The organism is Sphingomonas sp. (genome assembly GCF_023266535.1).
In the GTDB taxonomy this organism is placed as follows: domain Bacteria; phylum Pseudomonadota; class Alphaproteobacteria; order Sphingomonadales; family Sphingomonadaceae; genus Sphingomicrobium.
Genome location: NZ_JAHFPY010000034.1, coordinates 1 through 18,755, shown reverse-complemented (window position 1 = coordinate 18,755; position 18,755 = coordinate 1). Strand labels below are relative to the sequence as shown.

The following is an 18,755-nucleotide window of genomic DNA, read 5'->3' as shown; positions in this document are numbered from 1 at the left end:
GCGGGTCGAAGGTCGGTCAGGGAGAGTCGGTTTGGTCGATCAGCTCACCAGCCGCGCCATCGCGCCGCGAGGTTCAATTTACGCCACCAAAGCCATGCCGAACCCGCCGTGGCAGGTTGGAATTGATTGGCAAGGGCGCGAAATTCGGTCACGTCCTAAGCCTCGTTTCCGTCAACCAACTTGTCAAGAGTGGCAATGTTCAACCCACTAACCACCCTGTCCGACGCCCAGGCTCTCGATCAAAGTGACCCGCTTCGCCCGGTGCGCGATCGCTTCCTGATTCCAGATGGCATTGCCTATTTCGACGGGCATTCGTTGGGACCGCCCTCGCGCGCCGCCCGGCAGATCCAGGACGATGTTGTGCGGCGCCAGTGGGGCGAGCAGCTGATTGGCGGCTGGAACGATGCGGGATGGATCGATGCGCCACAGCGGGCAGGGGCGAAGATCGCTCGCCTCATCGGCGCCAAACCCAACGAGGTTATCGTCGCCGATTCCACGTCGGTAAACCTTTTCAAGTTGCTGATCGCCGCTTCCCGATTGTCCGATCGGCCAGCGATTTTGAGCGAGGCCGGAGATTTCCACACCGACCGATACATCGCGAAAGGAGTGGCCCGGCTGACCGGACTGCGGCTCGACCTCGTACCGCGGCCGGAGCTGGAGCAGAAGGTCGGGCCCGACACCAACATTCTTTACCTCTCGCATGTCCATTATGGAACGGCCGAACGGCACGATATTGCTGCCATGACCGCTCGAGCCCGAGACGCCGGAGCGCTCGCCATCTGGGACCTATGCCACAGTGCTGGCGCAGTTCCGCTGCAGCTCAATCAGGACGGCGTCGAGCTCGCCGTCGGGTGCGGCTATAAATATCTGAACGGCGGGCCTGGTGCGCCGGCCTTTCTCTATGTCGCCGAGCATCTGCAGGAGCGGCTATCCTCTCCGTTGCAGGGGTGGATGGGACATGCGGCGCCGTTCGACTTTACCGATGATTATGCACCGGCCCCTGGTATCGACCGCTTCCTGGCAGGCACCCCGCCGATCCTGAGCATGGCGGCGCTGGAAGGCGGTATCGAAGCCTTTGATGGCGTTTCGATGGATTCGGTTTGGGCGAAATCCGTGGGGCTGTTCGAGACCTTCAGGAGTTTGATGGCCGATCGATGTCCCGACCTGGTTTGCGTTTCACCAAGCGACCAGGCCCGTCGCGGCAGCCATATTTCCTTCCGTCACCCCAATGCCTTCGAGATTTGCCAGGCATTGATCGCCGTCGGTGTGATGGGCGATTTTCGGGCTCCCGACGTGATCCGCTTTGGCCTCACGCCCCTTTACCTCCGGTACGAAGATGTCTGGACCGCCGTCGAGCGCTGCGCGGACATTGTCGACAGCGGCGGTTGGAACCGTCCGGAGTTTAGCAGGCGTCGCAAAGTGACCTAACCATTGGCGGACCTGCAGAATTTGCTGTCCTACAGCTACCAAACCATTCCATATTCGGCTGCGGTCGGCTCTTTCTCACCCGCTGGATTCTTGCACTCTTCAATAAGCCGCTAACTTCACAAAAATGGCGCTTGTCCCCATGAAATTAGTGAAGCTAGCGGCCCTAAATTAGCCCCATCGCCTTCATGCTGCTGCGGCCCTGGTTGCCGACGATGACATGGTCGTGGACCGTGACGCGCATGTGGCGGCCGGCCTCGATCAGATCCTTGGTCAGGCGGATGTCCTGGCTGCTTGGAGACGGATCACCCGAGGGGTGGTTGTGGACAATGATGATCGCGGTGGCGCCCAGCTGGATGGCGCGGCTGATCACTTCGCGGACGTGGACCGAAGCCTCGTCGACGCTGCCGCGCCACATCGCCTCATTGGCGAGCAGCATGTTCTTGGCGTTGAGGAACAGGACGCGGACTTCCTCGACCGGCGAATGGGCCATGGCGGCCTGGAGATAGTCGCCCAGAGCATCCCAGCTCGACAGGATCGGCCGGCCTTCGACCCGGGTTTCCAGCAGGCGCAGCGCGCTGGCCTCGGCGATCTTAAGCGCTCCGATCACGCCGTCGCTGAGGCCCTCGCGGCGGAGCATCTCGGCATCGGCCGACAGCAATGGCCCGATCCCGCCGAAGCGGGCCACCAGCTGCTTGGCCTGAGCCTTGGTGTCGCGGCGGGGAATGGCCAGCGCGAGCAGATACTCGACCAGCTCATGGTCGAGCAGGGCATTGCCGCCTCCGTCGAACAGGCGCTCGCGGAGGCGGGCGCGATGCCCTGCTGAACTTTCCGGAGAATCGGCCACGCAACCCCCCAAATGAGCGACCGAGCGGAAACGAGGCTAGGCAAAGCGCGTTACTCATGCAACGCCGCATCGATGCGGATACGGACCGGTCGCCGAGTGGAAAGGATTTAGGCCCGGATGAGCCCCGGAAATGACGATCGTCCGTTAGAGCGTATCGAACAGGCCCTCGAGCATGAGGGCTTTGTCGAACATGTCTATGTCCATGATCGCACCGGCTGGCACTGGGCCTGGCGGCTGACCAAGCTCGGTCTGGTGTTCTTCTTCGTCCTTTTGGTTTTGGCCGCGCTGATCATCTGGATTTGGCGCAAGCCGATTGCCGACGACTATATCCGCGGCGAACTGGAGAAGCGCGGGGTCCAGGCCAGCTATACGATCGACAAGGTCGGTTTTCGCACCCAGCAGGTCAGCAATCTCGCCATCGGCGATCCGGCCCATCCGGACCTGACCGTCGGGCGGGCCACCATCCAGGTGAAGATCGGCTGGACCGGCAGCGTCAAAATCTATCGGGTGGTCGCGCGCGGTGTCCGGCTGAACGGCAGGCTGTTGCAATCGGGCAAAGTAACGTGGGGGCAGGTCGACAAGCTGCTGCCGCCGCCGAGCGGCAAGCCGTTCACGCTTCCGGACCTCACCGTCGATCTCAAGGATGCCACGATCGCACTGGCGACACCCTATGGCCGGCTGGGCTTCGCGGTCGAGGGGCGGGGCAATCTGTCGGGCGGCTTTGCCGGCAAACTGGCCGCATCATCGTCGGGGCTGGACCTGGGCAAGTGCCGGCTCGACCAGTTCCGCGCCCTGGTCGACATCGGCGTGATCAGCCGGCGCCCCAATGTGAAGGGCCCGATCCACAGCCAGGGTTTCCACTGCCCCGCCAGCAATATGAGACTGATGCAGCCGCGGATGGAGATCGATTCCAGCTTCGCCGAAGGCTTCGACAGCCTCAGGGGCCGGGGGCAGCTGAGCATGACCTCGCTCGAGGCCGGTCACAATGGCCTTGCCAATGTCGTCAGCAATTTGACCTTCGGCGGTTCGCCGCAGCGAATGATCGGGCAGATCGACCTTGCCGCGGAGCGCGCGCGGCTGGCCGGCATCCTCGCCAACCGTACCCGGTTCGACGGGCGATACAAGCTCGATTCGGAGCAAGGCCGGCTAATCGTGCTTGGTGACTATGGCGCCAACAACGTCACTTTGACTCCTTCGATGCTGGCGGTGGTCACCGACCCTCTGGAATCGGCTCACGGAACTCCGATCGGCCCTATCGCCACCGCGGTCGCCAAGGCCGTCCGCGCCGCCGGGAGCAATTTCGATGCCGAAGGCGCGCTGAGGCTGGTCAATCTGCCCGGCGAAGGCGGCGTGAGGATCGAACGGGCCGACATTCGCGCTCCGACCGGCGCGCGGGCTCAAGTCAGCGGCGGCGACGGCGTCACTTATTATTGGCCAACGAACCAAATCCGGGTCGACGGCAATATCCAGACGGGTGGCGGCGGCCTGCCCGACATGCGGATTAGCCTGCGCCAGCCGCGGACCGGCGCGCCGCTGAGCGGCCAGGCGGATGTCGGGCCAATGGCCTATGGCGGGTCGCGGCTGACCCTCGGCACCGTACGCTTTGCCGGCCGTGCCGATGGCTGGAACGAGGTTAGTACCGTGGCGTTGCTCGACGGACCGATCGCGAACGGGCGGGTCGCCAACCTGCGTATCCCCATTTCGGGGCGGTTCGGGAGGGGCGGCGCGCTGCGCTTCGGCGAGCAGTGCATCGTTACCGCGTTCGGCTCGCTCAGCACGGGACCGTTGCGGCTGGGGCCGGCGCAACTTCCGCTGTGCCCGACCCATGGCGCGATCCTCCTCAAGCCCGCTGGCGGCAACCTCAGCATTGGCGCCGTGACCCGCAATGTCCGGCTCAACGGACGCCTCGGCCAATCGCCATTTTCGCTCACCGCTGCCCAGGCACGGCTGCTGGACATCAAGACGTTCGATGCCAGCACGGTGGCGGTGCGGATGGGCCATCCCGACGCGCCGGTGCTGATCAATGCCAAGGAGGTTCGCGGCAACAACAGCGGTACCGGGACCGGCGGCACCTTCGCCGGGGCCGACGCGATCATCGGCAAGGTCCCGCTCTTGCTGAGCGACGCGGCGGGCCAATGGAGCGTGCACAACGGTGACTTGGACGTCATCGGCGGTCTCACCCTGTCTGACCGCGCCGACCCGTCGAAATTCTACCCGCTGCGCAGCGACGATGTGCATTTCACTTTGGCCAACAGCCGGATCGATGCGACCGGCACGCTCAAGCATCCCGACAGTGGAACCAGGGTCACCGACGTCACCATCGCCCACAATCTGACGACCGGCGAGGGCAATGCGGTGCTCGATGTTGCGGGCATCACCTTTGGCAATGCCCTGCAGCCGGAAGAGCTCACCCGGTTGACCCAGGGCGTCATTGCGCTCGTCAACGGACGGGTCAGCGGCCAGGGCCGGATCAATTGGAACGGCGCCGGCGAGGTCAGTTCGACCGGTGAATTCATGACACAGGGAATGGACCTGGCCGCCAGCTTCGGCCCGGTTACCGGCATGAACGGGACGATCCATTTCACCGACCTGCTCGGTATGGTGACCGATCCCGGGCAGGCCGTGACGCTGGAAAGCGTCAATCCCGGCATCCTGGCCGAGGATGGCGTAATCCACTACCAGCTGCTGCCCGATCTGCTCGTCAAGATCGAGCGGGGCGAATGGCCGTTCATGGGCGGGCGGCTCATCCTCCGCGAAACCATCCTCAACTTCGCCAAGTCGTCGCCGAAGCGGCTGACCTTCGAAGTGGTCGGGCTCGACGCCAAGACCTTCGTCGATTCAATGGGGTTTGCGGAAATTTCCGCGACCGGCACGTTCGATGGCGTGCTGCCGATGATCTTCGATGACGAGGGCGGGCGGGTCGTCGGCGGCAGGCTCGACAGCCGCGAGGGCGGCGGGACGCTGGCCTATAACGGCGTGGTCAACAAGGCGAACCTCGGGATGATGGGCAGCATCGCCTTCGATGCGCTCCGCGACCTCAGATTCCATTCAATGATCATGCGCCTCGACGGCTACCTCGACGGCGAATTCGCGACGCGGCTGACGATCCACGGCGTCGGCCTCGGCAATACCAGCACCCAGCGCCTGATCCGCTCGCTCAACCGCATCCCGCTCAATTTCAACGTGACGATCAAGGGGCCGTTCCGGGCACTGATCGCCACCGCCAAGAGCTTCCGTGACCCGACCACGGTGATCGGACCGGCGCTGCCGCGACCGCTGAAAGACGTGCCGGGCATCACCGTCGAGACGAGGCGGCGTGAGGAAAGCCAGGAGCAGTCGCAAACGCCGGTCGAGCAGAAGATCACGCCAACCACCAATCCGACCAATCAGCAATGAGGACGAGGACATGAAACGACCAAGACTCTTGCCCGCCACCTTCGCGACGGCGCTGGTGCTGCCGCTCGGCGGCTGCATCTCCCTGTCGACGCCCGAAAAGCCGATCGAGATCAATCTCAACGTGACAATCCGCCAGGAAGTGCTTGTCCGGCTGCAAAAGGACGTCGAACAGCTGATCCAGCAGAACCCAGAGGCCTTCCCCCAACCGCAGCCGCCGAAACAATGAAGCGGCTTCTCCTGCTTGTTGCTGCCGTGGCAAGCCTGGCCATGCCGGCATCCGCGCCGGCGCAGGATCCCGAGAAGATTATTGCCGCCAAGCGGGCCGGCCAGATCGGCGAACGCTACGACGGCTATGTCGGTTACGTCATCACGCCATCGGTGACGCTCAGGAGGCAGGTTGACGCGGTCAACATCCGCCGCCGTTCGCTTTATTCCGGGCTGGCCGCTCGGAAAGGCGTCTCGCCCGAGGAAGTCGGCATCACCGCCGCCTGCAGCCTGCTGGGACGGCTTGGCCCCGGGGACTATTATTTCACGGCCCAGAATGGCTGGCAGCGCAACGCGCCGGGCCGGTCTCCCGTCCCGGCCTACTGCGGCTGAGCCTCGAAGCTTTCCCGATAATCGGATCGGATCGCGGCGGTCAGCTCCGGCGTGACCGGCAACTCAATTTCATAATCTCCCTCGGCATACGGTCCGGCGACATAGGGGTCAGCGACCAGTTGGAGCCGATCGAACCTGCCATTGCCGTCCGTATCGGTGGGAATGATCGAAATGTCGGCGAGTTTGGGGCAATCGTCGAACATTCCCCCTGCGCCGGCGGGCTCGCCGCGTTTCTCCTCGCGGGCCTTGTTGAGCGCGTCGCACCATGGCTGGGTCAGCAGCCGGTCCATATTGGCCGGCGCGGCGAACAAGTCCGCAAGCGCGATTTCCTTTGCTGCCAGGCGGTCCCACAGAAGGCCCTTGGTGCCGTAATTGCCGTGCGCGCCTCCCGTGTAGGCAGCCAGATCGACGCTCAGGCTGAGCAGCCGCGGCGTTTGCCCCGAGGTCTTGTAATCAATGGACGAGCTGTAGCTGTTGAAAGGATAGCCCTCCTTGTCGCGATAGGCCTTGTCCTCCTTTGCATTGGCCAGCAATTCGGCCTTGTTCTTATCCATTTCGGTCTTGAAGCGGGCAACCAGCGGGGGCACGGCTGCCGCTTCCGCCGACCATGCAAAATGAAATTCGAGGAGGTCATTCTTCTCGTCGAATACAAATGGCTTGGGCGCTGCCATTTTGGCGCCTGGCGGGGCTATCAATATGGCTGTCGCCTCGCCCTTGGCGTTGTCGGGCGAGGCCGGCTTGCCGCAAGCGGCGAGGAGGATGGCGAGCGGGATGGCGGCTTTCATGCCAGCGACTTTGCCATGAGGCCGTGGCGCGGCCAAGCGTTGGTGCGCTGCGGTTGACTAATGCCATGCCCCTTCATAAAGGGGCCGCGCCTTGGCGGGCTTGTCGGCCGCCATGTTCCTTGCCTGACGCGATTCGGCCATTCTTTCAAAGCAAGGCCGCGCATATTTGGAGATGAGGCACATGGTTGCGAACGGGCCTGGAGAGGAACCGCACTCCCCGAAGGATGCACGACTGTCGTCGCTTGACGAACGGCTCGACCGCATCAAGGCGCAGGGAGCGGCTGACGACAGAAGGCGCATGTCCGCGGAATCGCAGCGCGTCATCAAGTCGGCCGGCATGCGGATCCTGTCCGACCTGATCGGACTGCCGTTCGGCGCTGGCCTGATTGGCTGGCTGATCGACCGGTGGGCCGGAACCACGCCATGGGTCATGCTGGCGATGCTGTTCCTCGGGTTCGGCCTCGCCGTCAGAAGCGTGCTCAGGGTAGCTAACAATCGCCCGGACCAGGGTCCGGACACGGGGAAGTAACAAGTGGCGGCCGAGATCAAGATCGACCCAATGCACCAGTTCCAGATCGACACTTTGTTCGGTCAGGCAACGGCGGGCAGTCCCTTCCTGTTCACGAACAGCGCCTTGTGGATGCTGATCGTGCTGGGTTCGGTCTGGCTGTTCATGATGGGCGGACTGAAGCGCCAGCTCGTCCCGGGCCGCTGGCAAGTCGCGGTTGAAGGCGTCACCAATTTCGTCACCGACATGCTCGACACCAATGTCGGGCCCGAGGGGAAGAAGTACGTCCCCTGGGTCTTCACCATCTTCATCTTCATCCTGTTCGCCAATTTGATGGGCATGATGCCGTTCGGGATTATCCCGGGCGTCCACCCGTTCACCGTCACGAGCCAGTTCACGGTGACCGGCGTGATGGCGATCATCAGCTTCTCGATCGTGCTGATCGTCGGCTTCTGGAAGCATGGCTTCCACTTCTTCAGCCTGTTCGTGCCCCACGGCACGCCCAAGCCGATGATTCCATTCATCTTCCTGGTTGAGTTGCTGTCGTTCCTGGTCCGGCCGTTCAGCCTCGCGCTGCGGCTGTTCGTGGCGATGATCGCGGGTCACATCCTGGTCAAGGTGTTCGCTTACTTCATCATCCAGGGCATCCAGGCCGGAACGCCGATGTCGCTTGGCATTTCCGCACTGTCGTTCCTGTTTATCGCCGGCGTCAGCGCACTCGAACTGCTCGTCTGCGCCATCCAGGCCTATGTCTTCGCGCTTCTCACGTCGCTGTACATCAACGACGCGGAACATCTTCACTAAACGTCTTTTCTTAAGGAGTAGTCACATGGATCTCGCTTCTGCCAAGGTGATCGGCGCCGGTCTGGCCGCCATCGGTGTTGGTGCCGCCGCTGCCGGCGTCGGCAATGTTTTCGGCTCGTTCCTCCAGGGCGCGCTGCGCAACCCGGCGGCCGCCGACGGCCAGCAGGGCCGCCTGTTCATCGGCTTCGCCGCCGCGGAACTTCTGGGCCTCATCGCCTTCGCCGTGGCGATGATCATCCTCTACGCCGTCTAAGACCAGCGACAGCTAGCCGCGGCCGGTCTCGGTGACCGGCCACGGCCAGAGGGACCTTCGATGCCTCAATTGAACCAGCTCGCCATTGTCGCCAACAGCCAGTTCTTCTGGCTGCTGCTGGTGCTGGGCGTGATCTACTTCGGGATCGGCAAGGGCATGCTGCCCAAGATCCAGTCGACCGTCGACCTGCGCGCCAGGAAGATCGAGGAAGATCTGGCGGCAGCGGAAGCGGCCCGGACGGCAGCCGACGAGACCGAGGCTGCCTATCGCGCCCGTATGGACGCGAGCCGCGCCGAGGCCGGCAAGCTAACCGGAAAAGCCAAGGACGACAGCGCCAGGGCCACCGAGAAGAAGCTGGCGGAGGCGGACGCAGCGGGCGGGTCCAAGCTGGCCGAGGCCGAAGCCCGGATCGCCAAAGCCCGCTCGACTGCGATCAAGGAAATCGAAGCTGCCGGTGCCGACCTTGCCCGGGATATCACCAAAAAGGTCGCGGGCATCGAAGTTACCAAGGATAACGCCGCCAGCGCGGTGAAGGCGGTCATGGCCAATGCTTAAGTTGATGCTTGCGGCAGCCGCGGCCGCGGAAGGCGGCGAAGCGGTCCACCACGCCGAACCGACCGCCCTTTATCTCGATCCGACCGGCTGGGTCGCCGCGGCGATGCTGGCGGTGTTCGCGCTATTTATCTGGAAGAAGGTGCCGGCCGCGATCGGCAAGGCCCTCGACAAGAAGATCGAAGCAATCCGCGAGCAGCTGGCGGAGGCTGAGCAGCTCCGCAAGGAAGCGGACGCGCTGAAGGCCGAATATGAGGCCAAAGCCAAGGCCGCCGACAGTGAGGCCGCGGCCATGGTCGAACGCGCCAAGGCCGAATCCAAGCGGATCGTCGCCAAGGCCAAGAAGGACGCCGAAGCGCTGGTCGAGCGCCGCTCCAAGATGGCGGAAGACAAGATCGCCGCCGAGGAACGCGCCGCAATCGATGAAATCCGCGCCGCAGCGGCCAAAGCCGCGACTGCCGCGGCCGCCAGGCTGATTGCCGAGCGTAACGATGCCAAGAGCGACCAGACGCTGGTCGATCGGGCGATCGGGCAACTGACCAAATAGATGTCCTGACCACACTGTCCCCCGGACAGTGCTGGGTCATGCCATTATTGCTGGTGTGAACCGCCGGGGGCGCTTACGCCCTCGAGCGCTTGTTGTGCCGCGTCACCTCGGGCTTCACGGGACAGGTCGCCCAGGCTGACGATCCCGCATAGCCGGTCCTGGGCATCGAGTACCGGCAGGCGGCGAACCTGTTCCTCGCCCATCCGCCGCGCGACGTCATGGATATCGTCGTCCTCGCGGGCACAGATGATGCCGTCGCTCATCAGCTCGCTGACCGGCGTGTCGGGGCCGCGGCCTTCGGCAACGCCGCGCACGGCGATGTCGCGGTCGGTGATCATACCGACCACCTTGTCGCCGTCGCAAACCGGGATGGAGCCTGCATCGGCACGCAGCATGAAGCTGGCGGCTTCGCGGGCGGTCTGGCTGGCGCTGATCGTCTCGACCTCGGTGGTCATGACTTCGCTGATCTTGATGGTCATGGGGGCCTCCTCTGGATTCGCGCTAAACGAACGGCAGGAAGCGCCCGTTCCCGCGCCTAGGGGACGTTTTCGGTCAGCAAGTCGTAAGTCGCGACCATTTCGTCCTTCTGGTTGAAAATCTCGACCGCCCAGCGGACCACGCCGGTGTCCTCGCTCTTCAGCGACTTGGAGCGAACGGTGAGCTCGACCCGCATCGAATCGCCCGGATAGAGCGGGGTCAGGAAGCGGAGATTCTCAAGTCCGGTATTGGCCAGCACCGGACCCGGATCGGGATCGACGAACAGGCCGGCAGCAAAGCTCAGGATGAGATAGCCGTGCGCCACCCGGCCTTCGAAGATCGGCGAGGCCTTGGCCGCCTCGTCATCCATATGAGCGTAGAATTTGTCGCCGGTGAACTCCGCGAAATGCTCGATGTCCGCGATGGTGACGGTCCGCGACTTGGTCTTGAGCGTGTCGCCGATCGCCAGCTCGGACATCCGCCTGCGGAACGGGTGCTGCATGATCTCATGCTTGGGCCCGCCCGGAATATATTGCTCGCTGATCGCGGCGATCATGGCCGGCGTCGACTGGATCGCGGTCCGTTGCATGTAGTGCTTGACCCCGCGGATGCCGCCCATCTCCTCGCTGCCGCCGGCGCGGCCCGGTCCACCATGAACCAGCACGGGGAGCGGCGAGCCATGGCCGGTGGATTCGGCCGCATTGTCGCGGTTCAGCACCAGCATCCGGCCGTGATAGGCAGCGGCGCCCTGGATGAACTCGCGGGCGGCGTCGGGCGAGTAAGTGAACAGGGACAGGGCGAGGCTGCCCATGCCACGATTGGCCAGCGCGATGGCGTCGGCCATGTCCTTGTAAGGCATGACGGTCGATACCGGGCCGAATGCCTCGACGTCGTGGACCGCGGCGTTGGCCCAGGGGTCGTCGCTGCGGAGCAGGATCGGTTCCATGTAGGCGCCACCGGCGATTCCAGGAGTGGCATCGGGATTGCCGGCGACGACGCGGGCGCCGGCGGCGGTCAGCCTGCCGATCTGGGTGCGGACGTCGTCGCGCTGGCCCAAGGAGACCAAGGCGCCCATCCGGCACTCCTTGTCGCGCGGGTCGCCGACCTTGATCGCTGCAAGGCGGTCGCGGATTGCCGCCTCGACCGCGTCGAGATACCCGGCCGGGGCCATGGCACGGCGGATAGCGGTGCACTTCTGCCCCGCCTTGACCGTCATCTCGTTGACCACTTCCTTGACGAACAAGTCGAATTCGGGCGTCCCCGGCGCCGCGTCGGGTCCAAGCAGCGAGGCGTTGAGGCTGTCCTGCTCGGCGACGAACTTGACGCTTTCCCGGCTGACGACCGGGTGTGAGCGGAGCTTCAGCGCGGTCGAGGCCGACCCGGTGAAGCTGACCACGTCCTGACCGGTCAGATGATCGAACAGGTCGCCGACACCGCCGACGATCAACTGAAGCGACCCGGGCGGAAGGAGCCCGCTCTCGACCATGACCCGAACCGCGGCTTCACACAGATAGGCGGTGGCGCTAGCCGGTTTGACGATCGCGGGCATACCGGCGAGCAGGGTCGGGGCGAGCTTCTCCAGCATGCCCCACACCGGGAAATTGAACGCGTTGATGTGCACCGCCGCGCTTTGAAGCGGTGTGTAGATGTGCTGGCCGATGAAGCTGCCGCTCTTCGATAGGGGTTCGACCGCACCGTCGAGCAGGACGTGGGCGTCGGGCAGCTCGCGCCGGCCCTTGGACGAGAAGCTGAACATGGTTCCAGCACCGCCCTCGATATCGATCCAGCCGTCCTTGCGGGTCGCGCCGGTCTGGTAGTTGAGCTCGTACAGCTCTTCCTTGCGGGCCATGATCGCCAGGCCGAGGCCTTTGATGATCCGGGCGCGCTCATGGAAGGTCAGCTTGCGCAGCGCCGGTCCGCCGACTTCGCGGGCGTGACGCAGCATGCCACCGAAATCGAGTCCCCCGGAACCGGTCAAGGCAACCGGCGAGCCGTCGATCGCACTGGCGATTTCGGCGAGATTGCCCTCGCCGGGTTGCCATTGGTCGAAGGCGTAATTGAGCAATTGTTGAGTCTTCATCGGCTTCCCTTAGAAGAAGCACTCTTCATGAAACAGAGGCGATCATGATCCCACCGGTGCGGCCGATTGAACTCAGCGATATCGAAGTGGCACGGGGCAACGTCGCCGACACCGTGCTGCGGACGCCACTGGTCAGGTTGGAACTGGGTCCGGATATGCCGGAACTGTGGCTCAAGCTTGAGAATCTCCAGCCGACCAACGCCTACAAAATTCGCGGCGCGAGCAATGCGGTGGCCAAGCTTTCGGACGAGGAGCGAGCACGAGGCGTCTGGACGATCAGCGCCGGCAATGCCGGACAAGGCGTCGCCTATGCCGCGCGCAAGGCCGGAATTTCCTGCTCGGTGGTGGCGATCGAGACCGCGCCGCAGACCAAGCTTGACCGGATGCGGGCGCTTGGCGCGACGATCGTGCCGGTGTCCTATGAGCAGGCATGGAAGGCCGCAGAGGCCCATGCGTTCGAAGGTCTGGACGGCACGTTCATCCATCCCTTCGACAGCCATAATTTCATCGCCGGCCACGGTACGATGGGGCTGGAGATTGTCGAGCAGTTGCCGACGGTAAGGACCCTGATCACGGCGATTGGCGGGGGAGGGCTGATCACCGGAGTCGGCAGTGCGGTGAAGGCACTTCGGCCCGATACAAAGGTGATTGGCGCCGAGCCGGAAACCGCGTCGCCCTACGCCTATTCATTGGCCCAGGGTGGGCCGAGCAAATTTGACGCATGGCAGGCATCCTTCGTCGACGGAGCCGGCGGGCAGAGCGTCACCGCGAGGATGTGGGAGCGGATGCAGCCGATCGTCGATGGCGCGATTACCGTCACGCTCGACCAGACCAGGGAGGCGATGCGGCTGATTGCGGAGAAGACGCGGACGATAGCCGAAGGCGCTGGCGGGCTGGCGCTGGCGGCCGCGCTGACCGGCCAGGCTGGAGAGGGGCCGATCGTCTGCGTCGTGTCGGGCGGCAATATCGACCTGGCGAAATTCTCGGAACTGATTGCCTGATCAGCGGCCGGCTGCAGCAATCTGCGCCTGCAGGTCGGCGAACCAGTCCGGCAATGGCTGGTCGATGTCAAAATATTCGAAGATGAGATGGATGCGGTCGGTGCTGCCCCGGTTCGCGACCGCGTGAAGGCCCATGTTGTTGAGCTCGATCGCCTCGCCCTCAGGCAGGTGATAGTTGCTCCCGTCGATTTCGAAGGTCACGTCGTCGTTGGTCTGCAGCGGGACGTGAATCTTGTGCGGCCACTTGGCCGCCGGGCTCTGGTCGCGATGCGGCTGGATAACCCCGCCCGGGGCCATTCTCGCCAGCATGACGCGGGGAAAGGCCCCGTTCGCATAGCCGTAGGCGGCGGTGGCCTGCGCCAGCACCGGTTCCAGCAACGGCCGCCATTCATTCCATAGCGGCCGGTCAAAGGATTGGCGCCAATCGATGAAGTTGGACACGAAACGGAAGACGATGTGCCTGGTGGCATCCAGCGCGTCGAACCGGTTGGGCTTGCTGTCGTTCTCCGCGTCCCAAACGGATTCCGGCAATGCGAGCACGGCTTTTTTGAGCTCGGAGATGTGTACCGGGCCCAGGTGACGGATCGAGCCGGTCTTGCGGGGATTGGCGGTCATCTTATGCATCAGAATTCATACCCGAATAGCTCAAGGTCGCGCGCATAAAGCTTTGTAACAGCTTCGATTAGCGGCGGATCATAATATTCGCGATAGTCGCGTCGATTGGAGCTGTTGACCCGATCAAGCTGGGCGGTGGGGATGCCGATCCGGCTGGCGATCTCGTCATAGGATTGCTGCATCGCTTCCACGCGGCCGACCTGGTCGGTCAGCAGCTGCCCGTCTTCGCCGGTGATGAAGCTGTGCTGCGGCTGGAACAATAAGTGCCCAGTCGGCGGATTGGCAATCATGTGCCGCATCACATTCTTCGGGTCTTGGTCGAAGTCGCCCTGCTCGCGGGTCATGAACGCGCAATAGGAAATGAACCGGTCGAACGGGTTGCGGACAAACGCGAACTTGAAAAAAGACTGCCATTCCTCCGGCCGCAAATAGGGCCGAATTTGTTGCAGGCTGAGGTGGCCGTGCTGAAGCTGCGCCAGCGCGGGAATCGGGAAGCGCTTTTGGACGAACAGGCCGACCTGTTCGAGGTCGCTTGGCCCCATATGTTCACGCAGCGCCCGGCGGACCGAGTGCGTCCCGGTCTTGGGAATGGCGACAAAGATGAATTTGTGCGCTGCGGAGATTATCATCGGCCGGTGAACTTCGCCTCGCGCTTTTCGAGGAAGGCGGCGACCCCCTCGCGATAGTCTTGGGTGAAGCCCAGCCGGCGCATTTCGTCGCGCTGCAGGTCGAGCTCCTGGTCGAGCGTGCGGCTCCAGCTGGTGCGGATGATTTGCTTGATCGCGGCAAGGCCGAGCGGCGGCAGGGACGCGAGCTTGGTGGCTACGGCATCGACCTCCGCGTCCAGCACGTCGTCATCGACCGCCTTCCAGATCAAGCCCCATTCGGCTGCTTTCTCGGCTTGAAGTGGCTCGCCAGTGAGCGCGAGGCCGAGCGCGCGCGCCTGTCCGACCAGCCGCGGCAAATGCCAGCTTCCGCCGCTATCCGGGATCAGCCCCAGGGCAGAGAAGCTCTGGATGAATTTCGCCGACCGGGCGGCGATCACCAGATCGCACGCCAGGGCGATATTGGCGCCTGCGCCGGCTGCCACACCATTAACCCGGGCGATGACCGGCTGCGGCAAGGATGCAAGGCTGCGGATCAGCGGATTCCAGCTTTCTTCGACCGTTTCGCCCAGGTCGACCGCCTCGCCCGGCGCCACGGCGCGGTCGTTGAGGTCCTGGCCCGCGCAGAAACCGCGCCCCGCGCCGGTCAGGACCACGACCCGTGCATCGCCGAGGTTGGCCAGCGCATCGTGCAGCTCGGCGTGCATGGCCCGGGTGAAACTGTTCAGCCGGTCGGGGCGGTTGAGCGTGATCCGGGTAATGCCGTCGGCGCTCGAAACGAGGAGGGATTCGTAAGCCATGCGGCCTGCCTAGCATTGCCTGCCGCGCATCGGGAGGGGTTGTGGTTAACGGCTTCTTCACCACAACGCCGTAACGGTTCAGGTTGGATCCAATTCTGGGCTGCCTGTGACAACCATTTCGCGCGCTTTCGGGAGGTTTGCTGCGTTCGCTCTGCTGGGCGCGATGCCGCTTGCCCCGGCGCAGGCGGCGCAAGTCACCATCCAGGCCAATGCCAATGTCGTCAAAGCCCTGCTCTTCACCTCGAAGCAGGATCTGGATTTCGGCACGGTCATGCCGGCGGCAACAGGGACCACCACCGTTTCGATGAGCATGGCGGGCGCCATTTCATGTCCCGCGTCTGCAGTGTGTACGGGCGCGGCCCGTCCCGCCATCTTCAACGTCCAGGGAACGAACAAGGGCGTGATTCAGATCACTGTAGCCCAGTCGAACCTCGTCAACGCGTTCAACGCCAGCACGATCCGTTTCACGCCGACGGCACCAACTACGATTACGTTGACCAACTCGGGCGTCCCGGGCACCGATTTCAACATCGCCGGTTCGATCGCCATCCCATCTACCGCGGATGGCACCTACGTCGGCATCATCGAGGTGACGGCCGACTATCAGTAGTTTGAAGCGCGGGGCAGGACGCGCTACATCGGCCCCATGTACACCACCGAGCTCAGCAAGAACGTCAAACCTATCGAGACCGCCGAAGATCCCGAGCTGGTCGCGGCGTTCGAGGCGCGCGTCGCCGCCGACGAATTCATCGAGCCCAAGGACTGGATGCCGGACGCCTATCGCAAGACGCTGGTCCGGCAGATTTCACAGCACGCTCACAGCGAGATCGTCGGCATGCTGCCCGAAGGCAATTGGATCACCCGGGCTCCATCGCTGCGCCGCAAGGCGATTTTGCTGGCCAAGGTTCAGGATGAAGGCGGCCACGGCCTCTATCTCTACTGCGCGGCGGAGACGCTCGGCGCCAGCCGAGAGGAAATGGTCGAGGCACTCAATTCCGGGAAGGCCAAATATTCGACTATTTTCAACTATCCGACGCTGACCTGGGCCGACATTGGCGCGATCGGCTGGCTGGTCGACGGCGCGGCGATCATGAACCAGGTGCCGCTCCAACGGACCAGCTATGGCCCCTATGCCCGGGCGATGGTCCGGGTGTGCAAGGAAGAGAGTTTCCACCAGCGCCAGGGCTATGAAATCATGATTGCGCTGGCCAATGGCACGCCTGAGCAGAAGCGGATGGCGCAGGACGCGCTCAATCGCTGGTGGTGGCCGTCGCTGATGATGTTCGGCCCGCCCGACGACAACAGCCCCAACACCGAGCGGTCGATGCGCTGGCGGATCAAGCGCGAGACCAATGACGAGCTCCGCCAGAAATTCGTCGATATCACCGTCCCGCAAGCCGATTTTCTCGGCCTCACGGTTCCCGATCCTGCGGTCCAATGGAACGAAGCCAAGGGCGGCTACGACTTCGGCGAGGTCGATTGGGAGGAATTTTACGCGGTGGTGCGCGGTGAGGGACCGGTAGCCAAGGAGCGGATGAAGGTCCGCAATGAGGCCTGGGACAACGGCGCCTGGGTGCGCGACGCTGCCGCAGCCTATGAAACGAAACGGCAGGCGCGGGCCGCGGCCTGAGTCGAGATTTTAGGGGAGAGGCAAATGTCCGGTCACGACTGGCCGCTATGGGAGGTGTTTGTTCGTGCGAAAGGCGGTCTTAGCCATCGTCACGTTGGCAGCGTTCATGCTCCTGACCCGGAGCTCGCGCTCCGTCACGCCCGCGACACCTACACGCGGCGGCTCGAAGGGGTGAGTCTGTGGGTCGTGAAGTCGACTGACATTATCGCCTCGGATCCCGAGCAGGCAGGCGAGCTGTTCGAGCCGGCCGAGGACAAAATCTATCGCCACCCGACCTTCTACGACATCCCGGACGTGGTGAAGCACATCTGATGGTGAGTGCTCCGATCATCGAAATCGACGAAGCGACTGCCGATTATTGCCAGCGGCTGGGTGACGATGCGTTGATCCTTGGGCAACGCCTCAGCGAGTGGTGCGGCCATGCACCGGCGCTCGAGGTCGACCTTAGCCTCGCCAATATCGCGCTCGACCTGATCGGGCAGGGCACCAATTTCCTCGGGCTCGCCGGCGATGCCGACCGACTGGCTTTTCACCGCGACGTGCTCGACTGGAAGAATTGCCTATTGGTCGAGCAGCCCAATGGCGATTTTGCGCAGACGATCGCCCGGCAATTCCTGTTCTCGACTTGGCAGCATTTGCTATACCAGCGGCTGGCCGGGTCGAAGGATGAGCGGATCGCTGCAATCGCCGCCAAGGGCGTCAAAGAAGTCGCCTATCATCGCGAACTTTCGGCGGATTGGGTGATCCGGCTCGGCGACGGAACCGAGGAGAGTGCCCGGCGCTTGGCCGAAGGGCTCGACTGGTGTTGGCGCTTCGTTCCCGAGCTGTTCGAGGTCGACGAGACGCTGGCCGGTCTGCTCGCGCGCGGAATCGCCGCCGATCCGCGCGAGTTTGAGGAGGAGTATCGCGCCGCATTGGCTGAAGTCCTCGCGAAAGCGGGGATGGATGCTCCGGCCGACCAGCGGCCGATCCTTGGCGGGAGGCGCGGCCATCATAGCGAGCACCTCGGCCATTTGCTGGCCGTGATGCAGTTCCTCCCGCGAACTTACCCAAACGCGACCTGGTAATGGCCGAGCATTTCTATTCGCTTCGGGTCGCGGAGATTGTGCCCGAAACTGACGAAGCCAACTCCATCCGCTTCGATGTGCCGGACGAGCTCAAGAACGTCTTCCGCTTCAAGGCCGGCCAGCATCTCTCGGTCCGCGCCGAGATCGGCGGTGAAGAGGTACGGCGCAACTATTCGCTGTGCGTCGCGCCCGACGAGGGCCAGCTCAAGGTCACGGTCAAGCGGATCGTCGGCGGGGTCTTTTCCAACTGGGTCGGCGACAATCTGAAGGCCGGCGACACGCTCGACGTGATGTGCCCGCACGGGTCGTTCACGGTCGAGTTCAATCCGGCAAATGCCAGCCATTATGTCGCCTTCGTCGGCGGCTCGGGGATCACGCCTGTAATGTCGCTGATCAAGACTGCACTTGGCACCGAGCCGGGCAGTCGCTTCACCCTGTTCTACGGCAATCGCGATTCCAACTCGGTCATCTTCCTCGAGGCATTGGCGGCGCTGAAAGACCGCTACATCGGCCGGTTCGAGCTCTATCATTTCCTCAGCGACGAGGAAGGCGATGTCGAGCTGTTCAACGGCATGCTCGATCGCGAAACCTGCGACGAGGCGCTTGACCACCTGGTCAATGATGCCGGCGCGGTCGACGCCTGGTTCGTCTGTGGCCCCGGCCCGATGATGGACGCCGCCGAAGCGGCGCTGACCGATCGCGGCGTCGCCAGGGATCGCATCCACATCGAGCGCTTCCTTGCCGGGCGTCCCTCGGCGGCGCTGGC

The 18,755-nt window shown here is 63.7% G+C and carries 22 protein-coding genes; 15 read left to right on the top strand and 7 right to left on the bottom strand.

Translation table 11 applies throughout. From position 1 onward, the window contains the following. The first annotated feature begins 195 nt into the window (after positions 1 to 195). Entirely contained in the window at positions 196 to 1,428 is a 1,233-nt protein-coding gene (kynU, locus tag Q0C64_RS06975; protein WP_294121977.1) for a kynureninase, read from the top strand. A gap of 163 nt (positions 1,429 to 1,591) precedes the next feature. Here the strand turns inward: kynU and radC are convergent, their stop codons facing one another. Beyond that, positions 1,592 to 2,272 (bottom strand): DNA repair protein RadC, encoded by a 681-nt coding sequence (gene radC / locus Q0C64_RS06970; RefSeq protein ID WP_294121975.1) that lies wholly within the window; start codon positions 2,270 to 2,272, stop codon positions 1,592 to 1,594. A 117-nt stretch (positions 2,273 to 2,389) separates the two neighbouring features. Here radC and Q0C64_RS06965 point away from each other — a divergent pair, with 117 nt between their 5' ends. From Q0C64_RS06965 to Q0C64_RS06955, 3 genes are read left to right on the top strand one after another with little or no spacing between them, the layout of a single operon-like run. Then, on the top strand, positions 2,390 to 5,668 hold the full coding sequence (locus tag Q0C64_RS06965) for a YdbH domain-containing protein (protein WP_294121973.1): 3,279 nt from the start codon (positions 2,390 to 2,392) through the stop codon (positions 5,666 to 5,668). A gap of 10 nt (positions 5,669 to 5,678) precedes the next feature. After that, positions 5,679 to 5,894 (top strand): YnbE family lipoprotein, encoded by a 216-nt coding sequence (locus Q0C64_RS06960; protein ID WP_294121971.1) that lies wholly within the window; start codon positions 5,679 to 5,681, stop codon positions 5,892 to 5,894. Next, complete coding sequence (locus Q0C64_RS06955) at positions 5,891 to 6,265, top strand: YdbL family protein (RefSeq protein WP_294121969.1); 375 nt, start codon at positions 5,891 to 5,893, stop codon at positions 6,263 to 6,265. Before Q0C64_RS06960 ends, Q0C64_RS06955 begins: the two co-directional genes overlap by 4 nt. Here the strand turns inward: Q0C64_RS06955 and Q0C64_RS06950 are convergent. Further along, positions 6,253 to 7,050: a DUF4163 domain-containing protein gene (locus Q0C64_RS06950; protein WP_294121968.1), complete on the bottom strand. Its 798-nt coding sequence runs from the start codon at positions 7,048 to 7,050 to the stop codon at positions 6,253 to 6,255. The genes Q0C64_RS06955 and Q0C64_RS06950 overlap by 13 nt on opposite strands. Before the next feature lie 298 nt (positions 7,051 to 7,348). On the opposite strand from Q0C64_RS06950, the gene Q0C64_RS06945 reads away from it, so the two are divergent. The 5 genes from Q0C64_RS06945 to Q0C64_RS06925 are packed head-to-tail and all read left to right on the top strand — an operon-like array spanning position 7,349 to position 9,714. Beyond that, positions 7,349 to 7,579, top strand: coding sequence for an AtpZ/AtpI family protein (locus Q0C64_RS06945; RefSeq protein WP_294121966.1), 231 nt, complete (start codon positions 7,349 to 7,351; stop codon positions 7,577 to 7,579). 3 nt (positions 7,580 to 7,582) lie between these two features. Further along, positions 7,583 to 8,362 carry a F0F1 ATP synthase subunit A gene (locus tag Q0C64_RS06940; protein ID WP_294121963.1) on the top strand — a complete coding sequence of 260 codons (780 nt, stop codon included), beginning with the start codon at positions 7,583 to 7,585 and terminating at the stop codon, positions 8,360 to 8,362. Between the two features lie 25 nt (positions 8,363 to 8,387). Beyond that, positions 8,388 to 8,615 carry a F0F1 ATP synthase subunit C gene (locus Q0C64_RS06935; protein ID WP_294004995.1) on the top strand — a complete coding sequence of 76 codons (228 nt, stop codon included), beginning with the start codon at positions 8,388 to 8,390 and terminating at the stop codon, positions 8,613 to 8,615. A gap of 60 nt (positions 8,616 to 8,675) precedes the next feature. Further along, positions 8,676 to 9,170 (top strand): ATPase, encoded by a 495-nt coding sequence (locus Q0C64_RS06930; RefSeq protein ID WP_294121908.1) that lies wholly within the window; start codon positions 8,676 to 8,678, stop codon positions 9,168 to 9,170. Further along, on the top strand, positions 9,163 to 9,714 hold the full coding sequence (locus Q0C64_RS06925; RefSeq protein WP_294121905.1) for a F0F1 ATP synthase subunit B: 552 nt from the start codon (positions 9,163 to 9,165) through the stop codon (positions 9,712 to 9,714). Before Q0C64_RS06930 ends, Q0C64_RS06925 begins: the two co-directional genes overlap by 8 nt. 44 nt (positions 9,715 to 9,758) lie before the next feature. Here the strand turns inward: Q0C64_RS06925 and Q0C64_RS06920 are convergent, their stop codons facing one another. Continuing rightward, positions 9,759 to 10,193 (bottom strand): CBS domain-containing protein, encoded by a 435-nt coding sequence (locus tag Q0C64_RS06920; protein ID WP_294121903.1) that lies wholly within the window; start codon positions 10,191 to 10,193, stop codon positions 9,759 to 9,761. Between the two features lie 56 nt (positions 10,194 to 10,249). After that, on the bottom strand, positions 10,250 to 12,271 hold the full coding sequence (paaZ, locus tag Q0C64_RS06915) for a phenylacetic acid degradation bifunctional protein PaaZ (protein WP_294121900.1): 2,022 nt from the start codon (positions 12,269 to 12,271) through the stop codon (positions 10,250 to 10,252). A 44-nt stretch (positions 12,272 to 12,315) separates the two neighbouring features. Between paaZ and Q0C64_RS06910 the strand changes: the two genes are divergently transcribed. Beyond that, positions 12,316 to 13,272, top strand: coding sequence for a pyridoxal-phosphate dependent enzyme (locus tag Q0C64_RS06910; protein ID WP_294121898.1), 957 nt, complete (start codon positions 12,316 to 12,318; stop codon positions 13,270 to 13,272). On the opposite strand, the gene Q0C64_RS06905 is transcribed toward Q0C64_RS06910, so the two are convergent. From Q0C64_RS06905 to paaG, 3 genes are read right to left on the bottom strand one after another with little or no spacing between them, the layout of a single operon-like run. Next, positions 13,273 to 13,887, bottom strand: a complete 615-nt coding sequence (locus Q0C64_RS06905) for an aspartyl/asparaginyl beta-hydroxylase domain-containing protein (RefSeq protein ID WP_294121896.1) — start codon at positions 13,885 to 13,887, stop codon at positions 13,273 to 13,275. 8 nt (positions 13,888 to 13,895) lie between these two features. Further along, the gene (locus tag Q0C64_RS06900; RefSeq protein ID WP_294121894.1) at positions 13,896 to 14,516 is read right to left on the bottom strand and encodes a sulfotransferase family 2 domain-containing protein; all 621 of its coding nucleotides are present in this window, start codon (positions 14,514 to 14,516) and stop codon (positions 13,896 to 13,898) included. After that, positions 14,513 to 15,292, bottom strand: a complete 780-nt coding sequence (gene paaG / locus Q0C64_RS06895) for a 2-(1,2-epoxy-1,2-dihydrophenyl)acetyl-CoA isomerase PaaG (protein ID WP_294121892.1) — start codon at positions 15,290 to 15,292, stop codon at positions 14,513 to 14,515. The genes Q0C64_RS06900 and paaG overlap by 4 nt, the downstream gene beginning before the upstream one ends. Positions 15,293 to 15,455: 163 nt before the next feature. Between paaG and Q0C64_RS06890 the strand changes: the two genes are divergently transcribed. The 5 genes from Q0C64_RS06890 to Q0C64_RS06870 form a co-directional block, all read left to right on the top strand. Beyond that, positions 15,456 to 15,902, top strand: a complete 447-nt coding sequence (locus tag Q0C64_RS06890) for a DUF4402 domain-containing protein (RefSeq protein WP_294121890.1) — start codon at positions 15,456 to 15,458, stop codon at positions 15,900 to 15,902. Positions 15,903 to 15,938: 36 nt separating this feature from the next. Further along, a complete protein-coding gene (gene paaA, locus Q0C64_RS06885; protein WP_294121887.1) occupies positions 15,939 to 16,922 on the top strand; it encodes a 1,2-phenylacetyl-CoA epoxidase subunit PaaA in 984 nt (327 codons plus the stop codon). A 24-nt stretch (positions 16,923 to 16,946) separates the two neighbouring features. Then, positions 16,947 to 17,234 carry a 1,2-phenylacetyl-CoA epoxidase subunit PaaB gene (gene paaB / locus Q0C64_RS06880; protein WP_294121885.1) on the top strand — a complete coding sequence of 96 codons (288 nt, stop codon included), beginning with the start codon at positions 16,947 to 16,949 and terminating at the stop codon, positions 17,232 to 17,234. Next, positions 17,234 to 17,989: a 1,2-phenylacetyl-CoA epoxidase subunit PaaC gene (paaC, locus tag Q0C64_RS06875; protein ID WP_294121883.1), complete on the top strand. Its 756-nt coding sequence runs from the start codon at positions 17,234 to 17,236 to the stop codon at positions 17,987 to 17,989. Before paaB ends, paaC begins: the two co-directional genes overlap by 1 nt. Beyond that, positions 17,989 to 18,755 (top strand): FAD-binding oxidoreductase (locus Q0C64_RS06870; protein WP_294121881.1); only part of this gene is annotated, 767 nt, incomplete at its 3' end. The genes paaC and Q0C64_RS06870, both read left to right, overlap by 1 nt.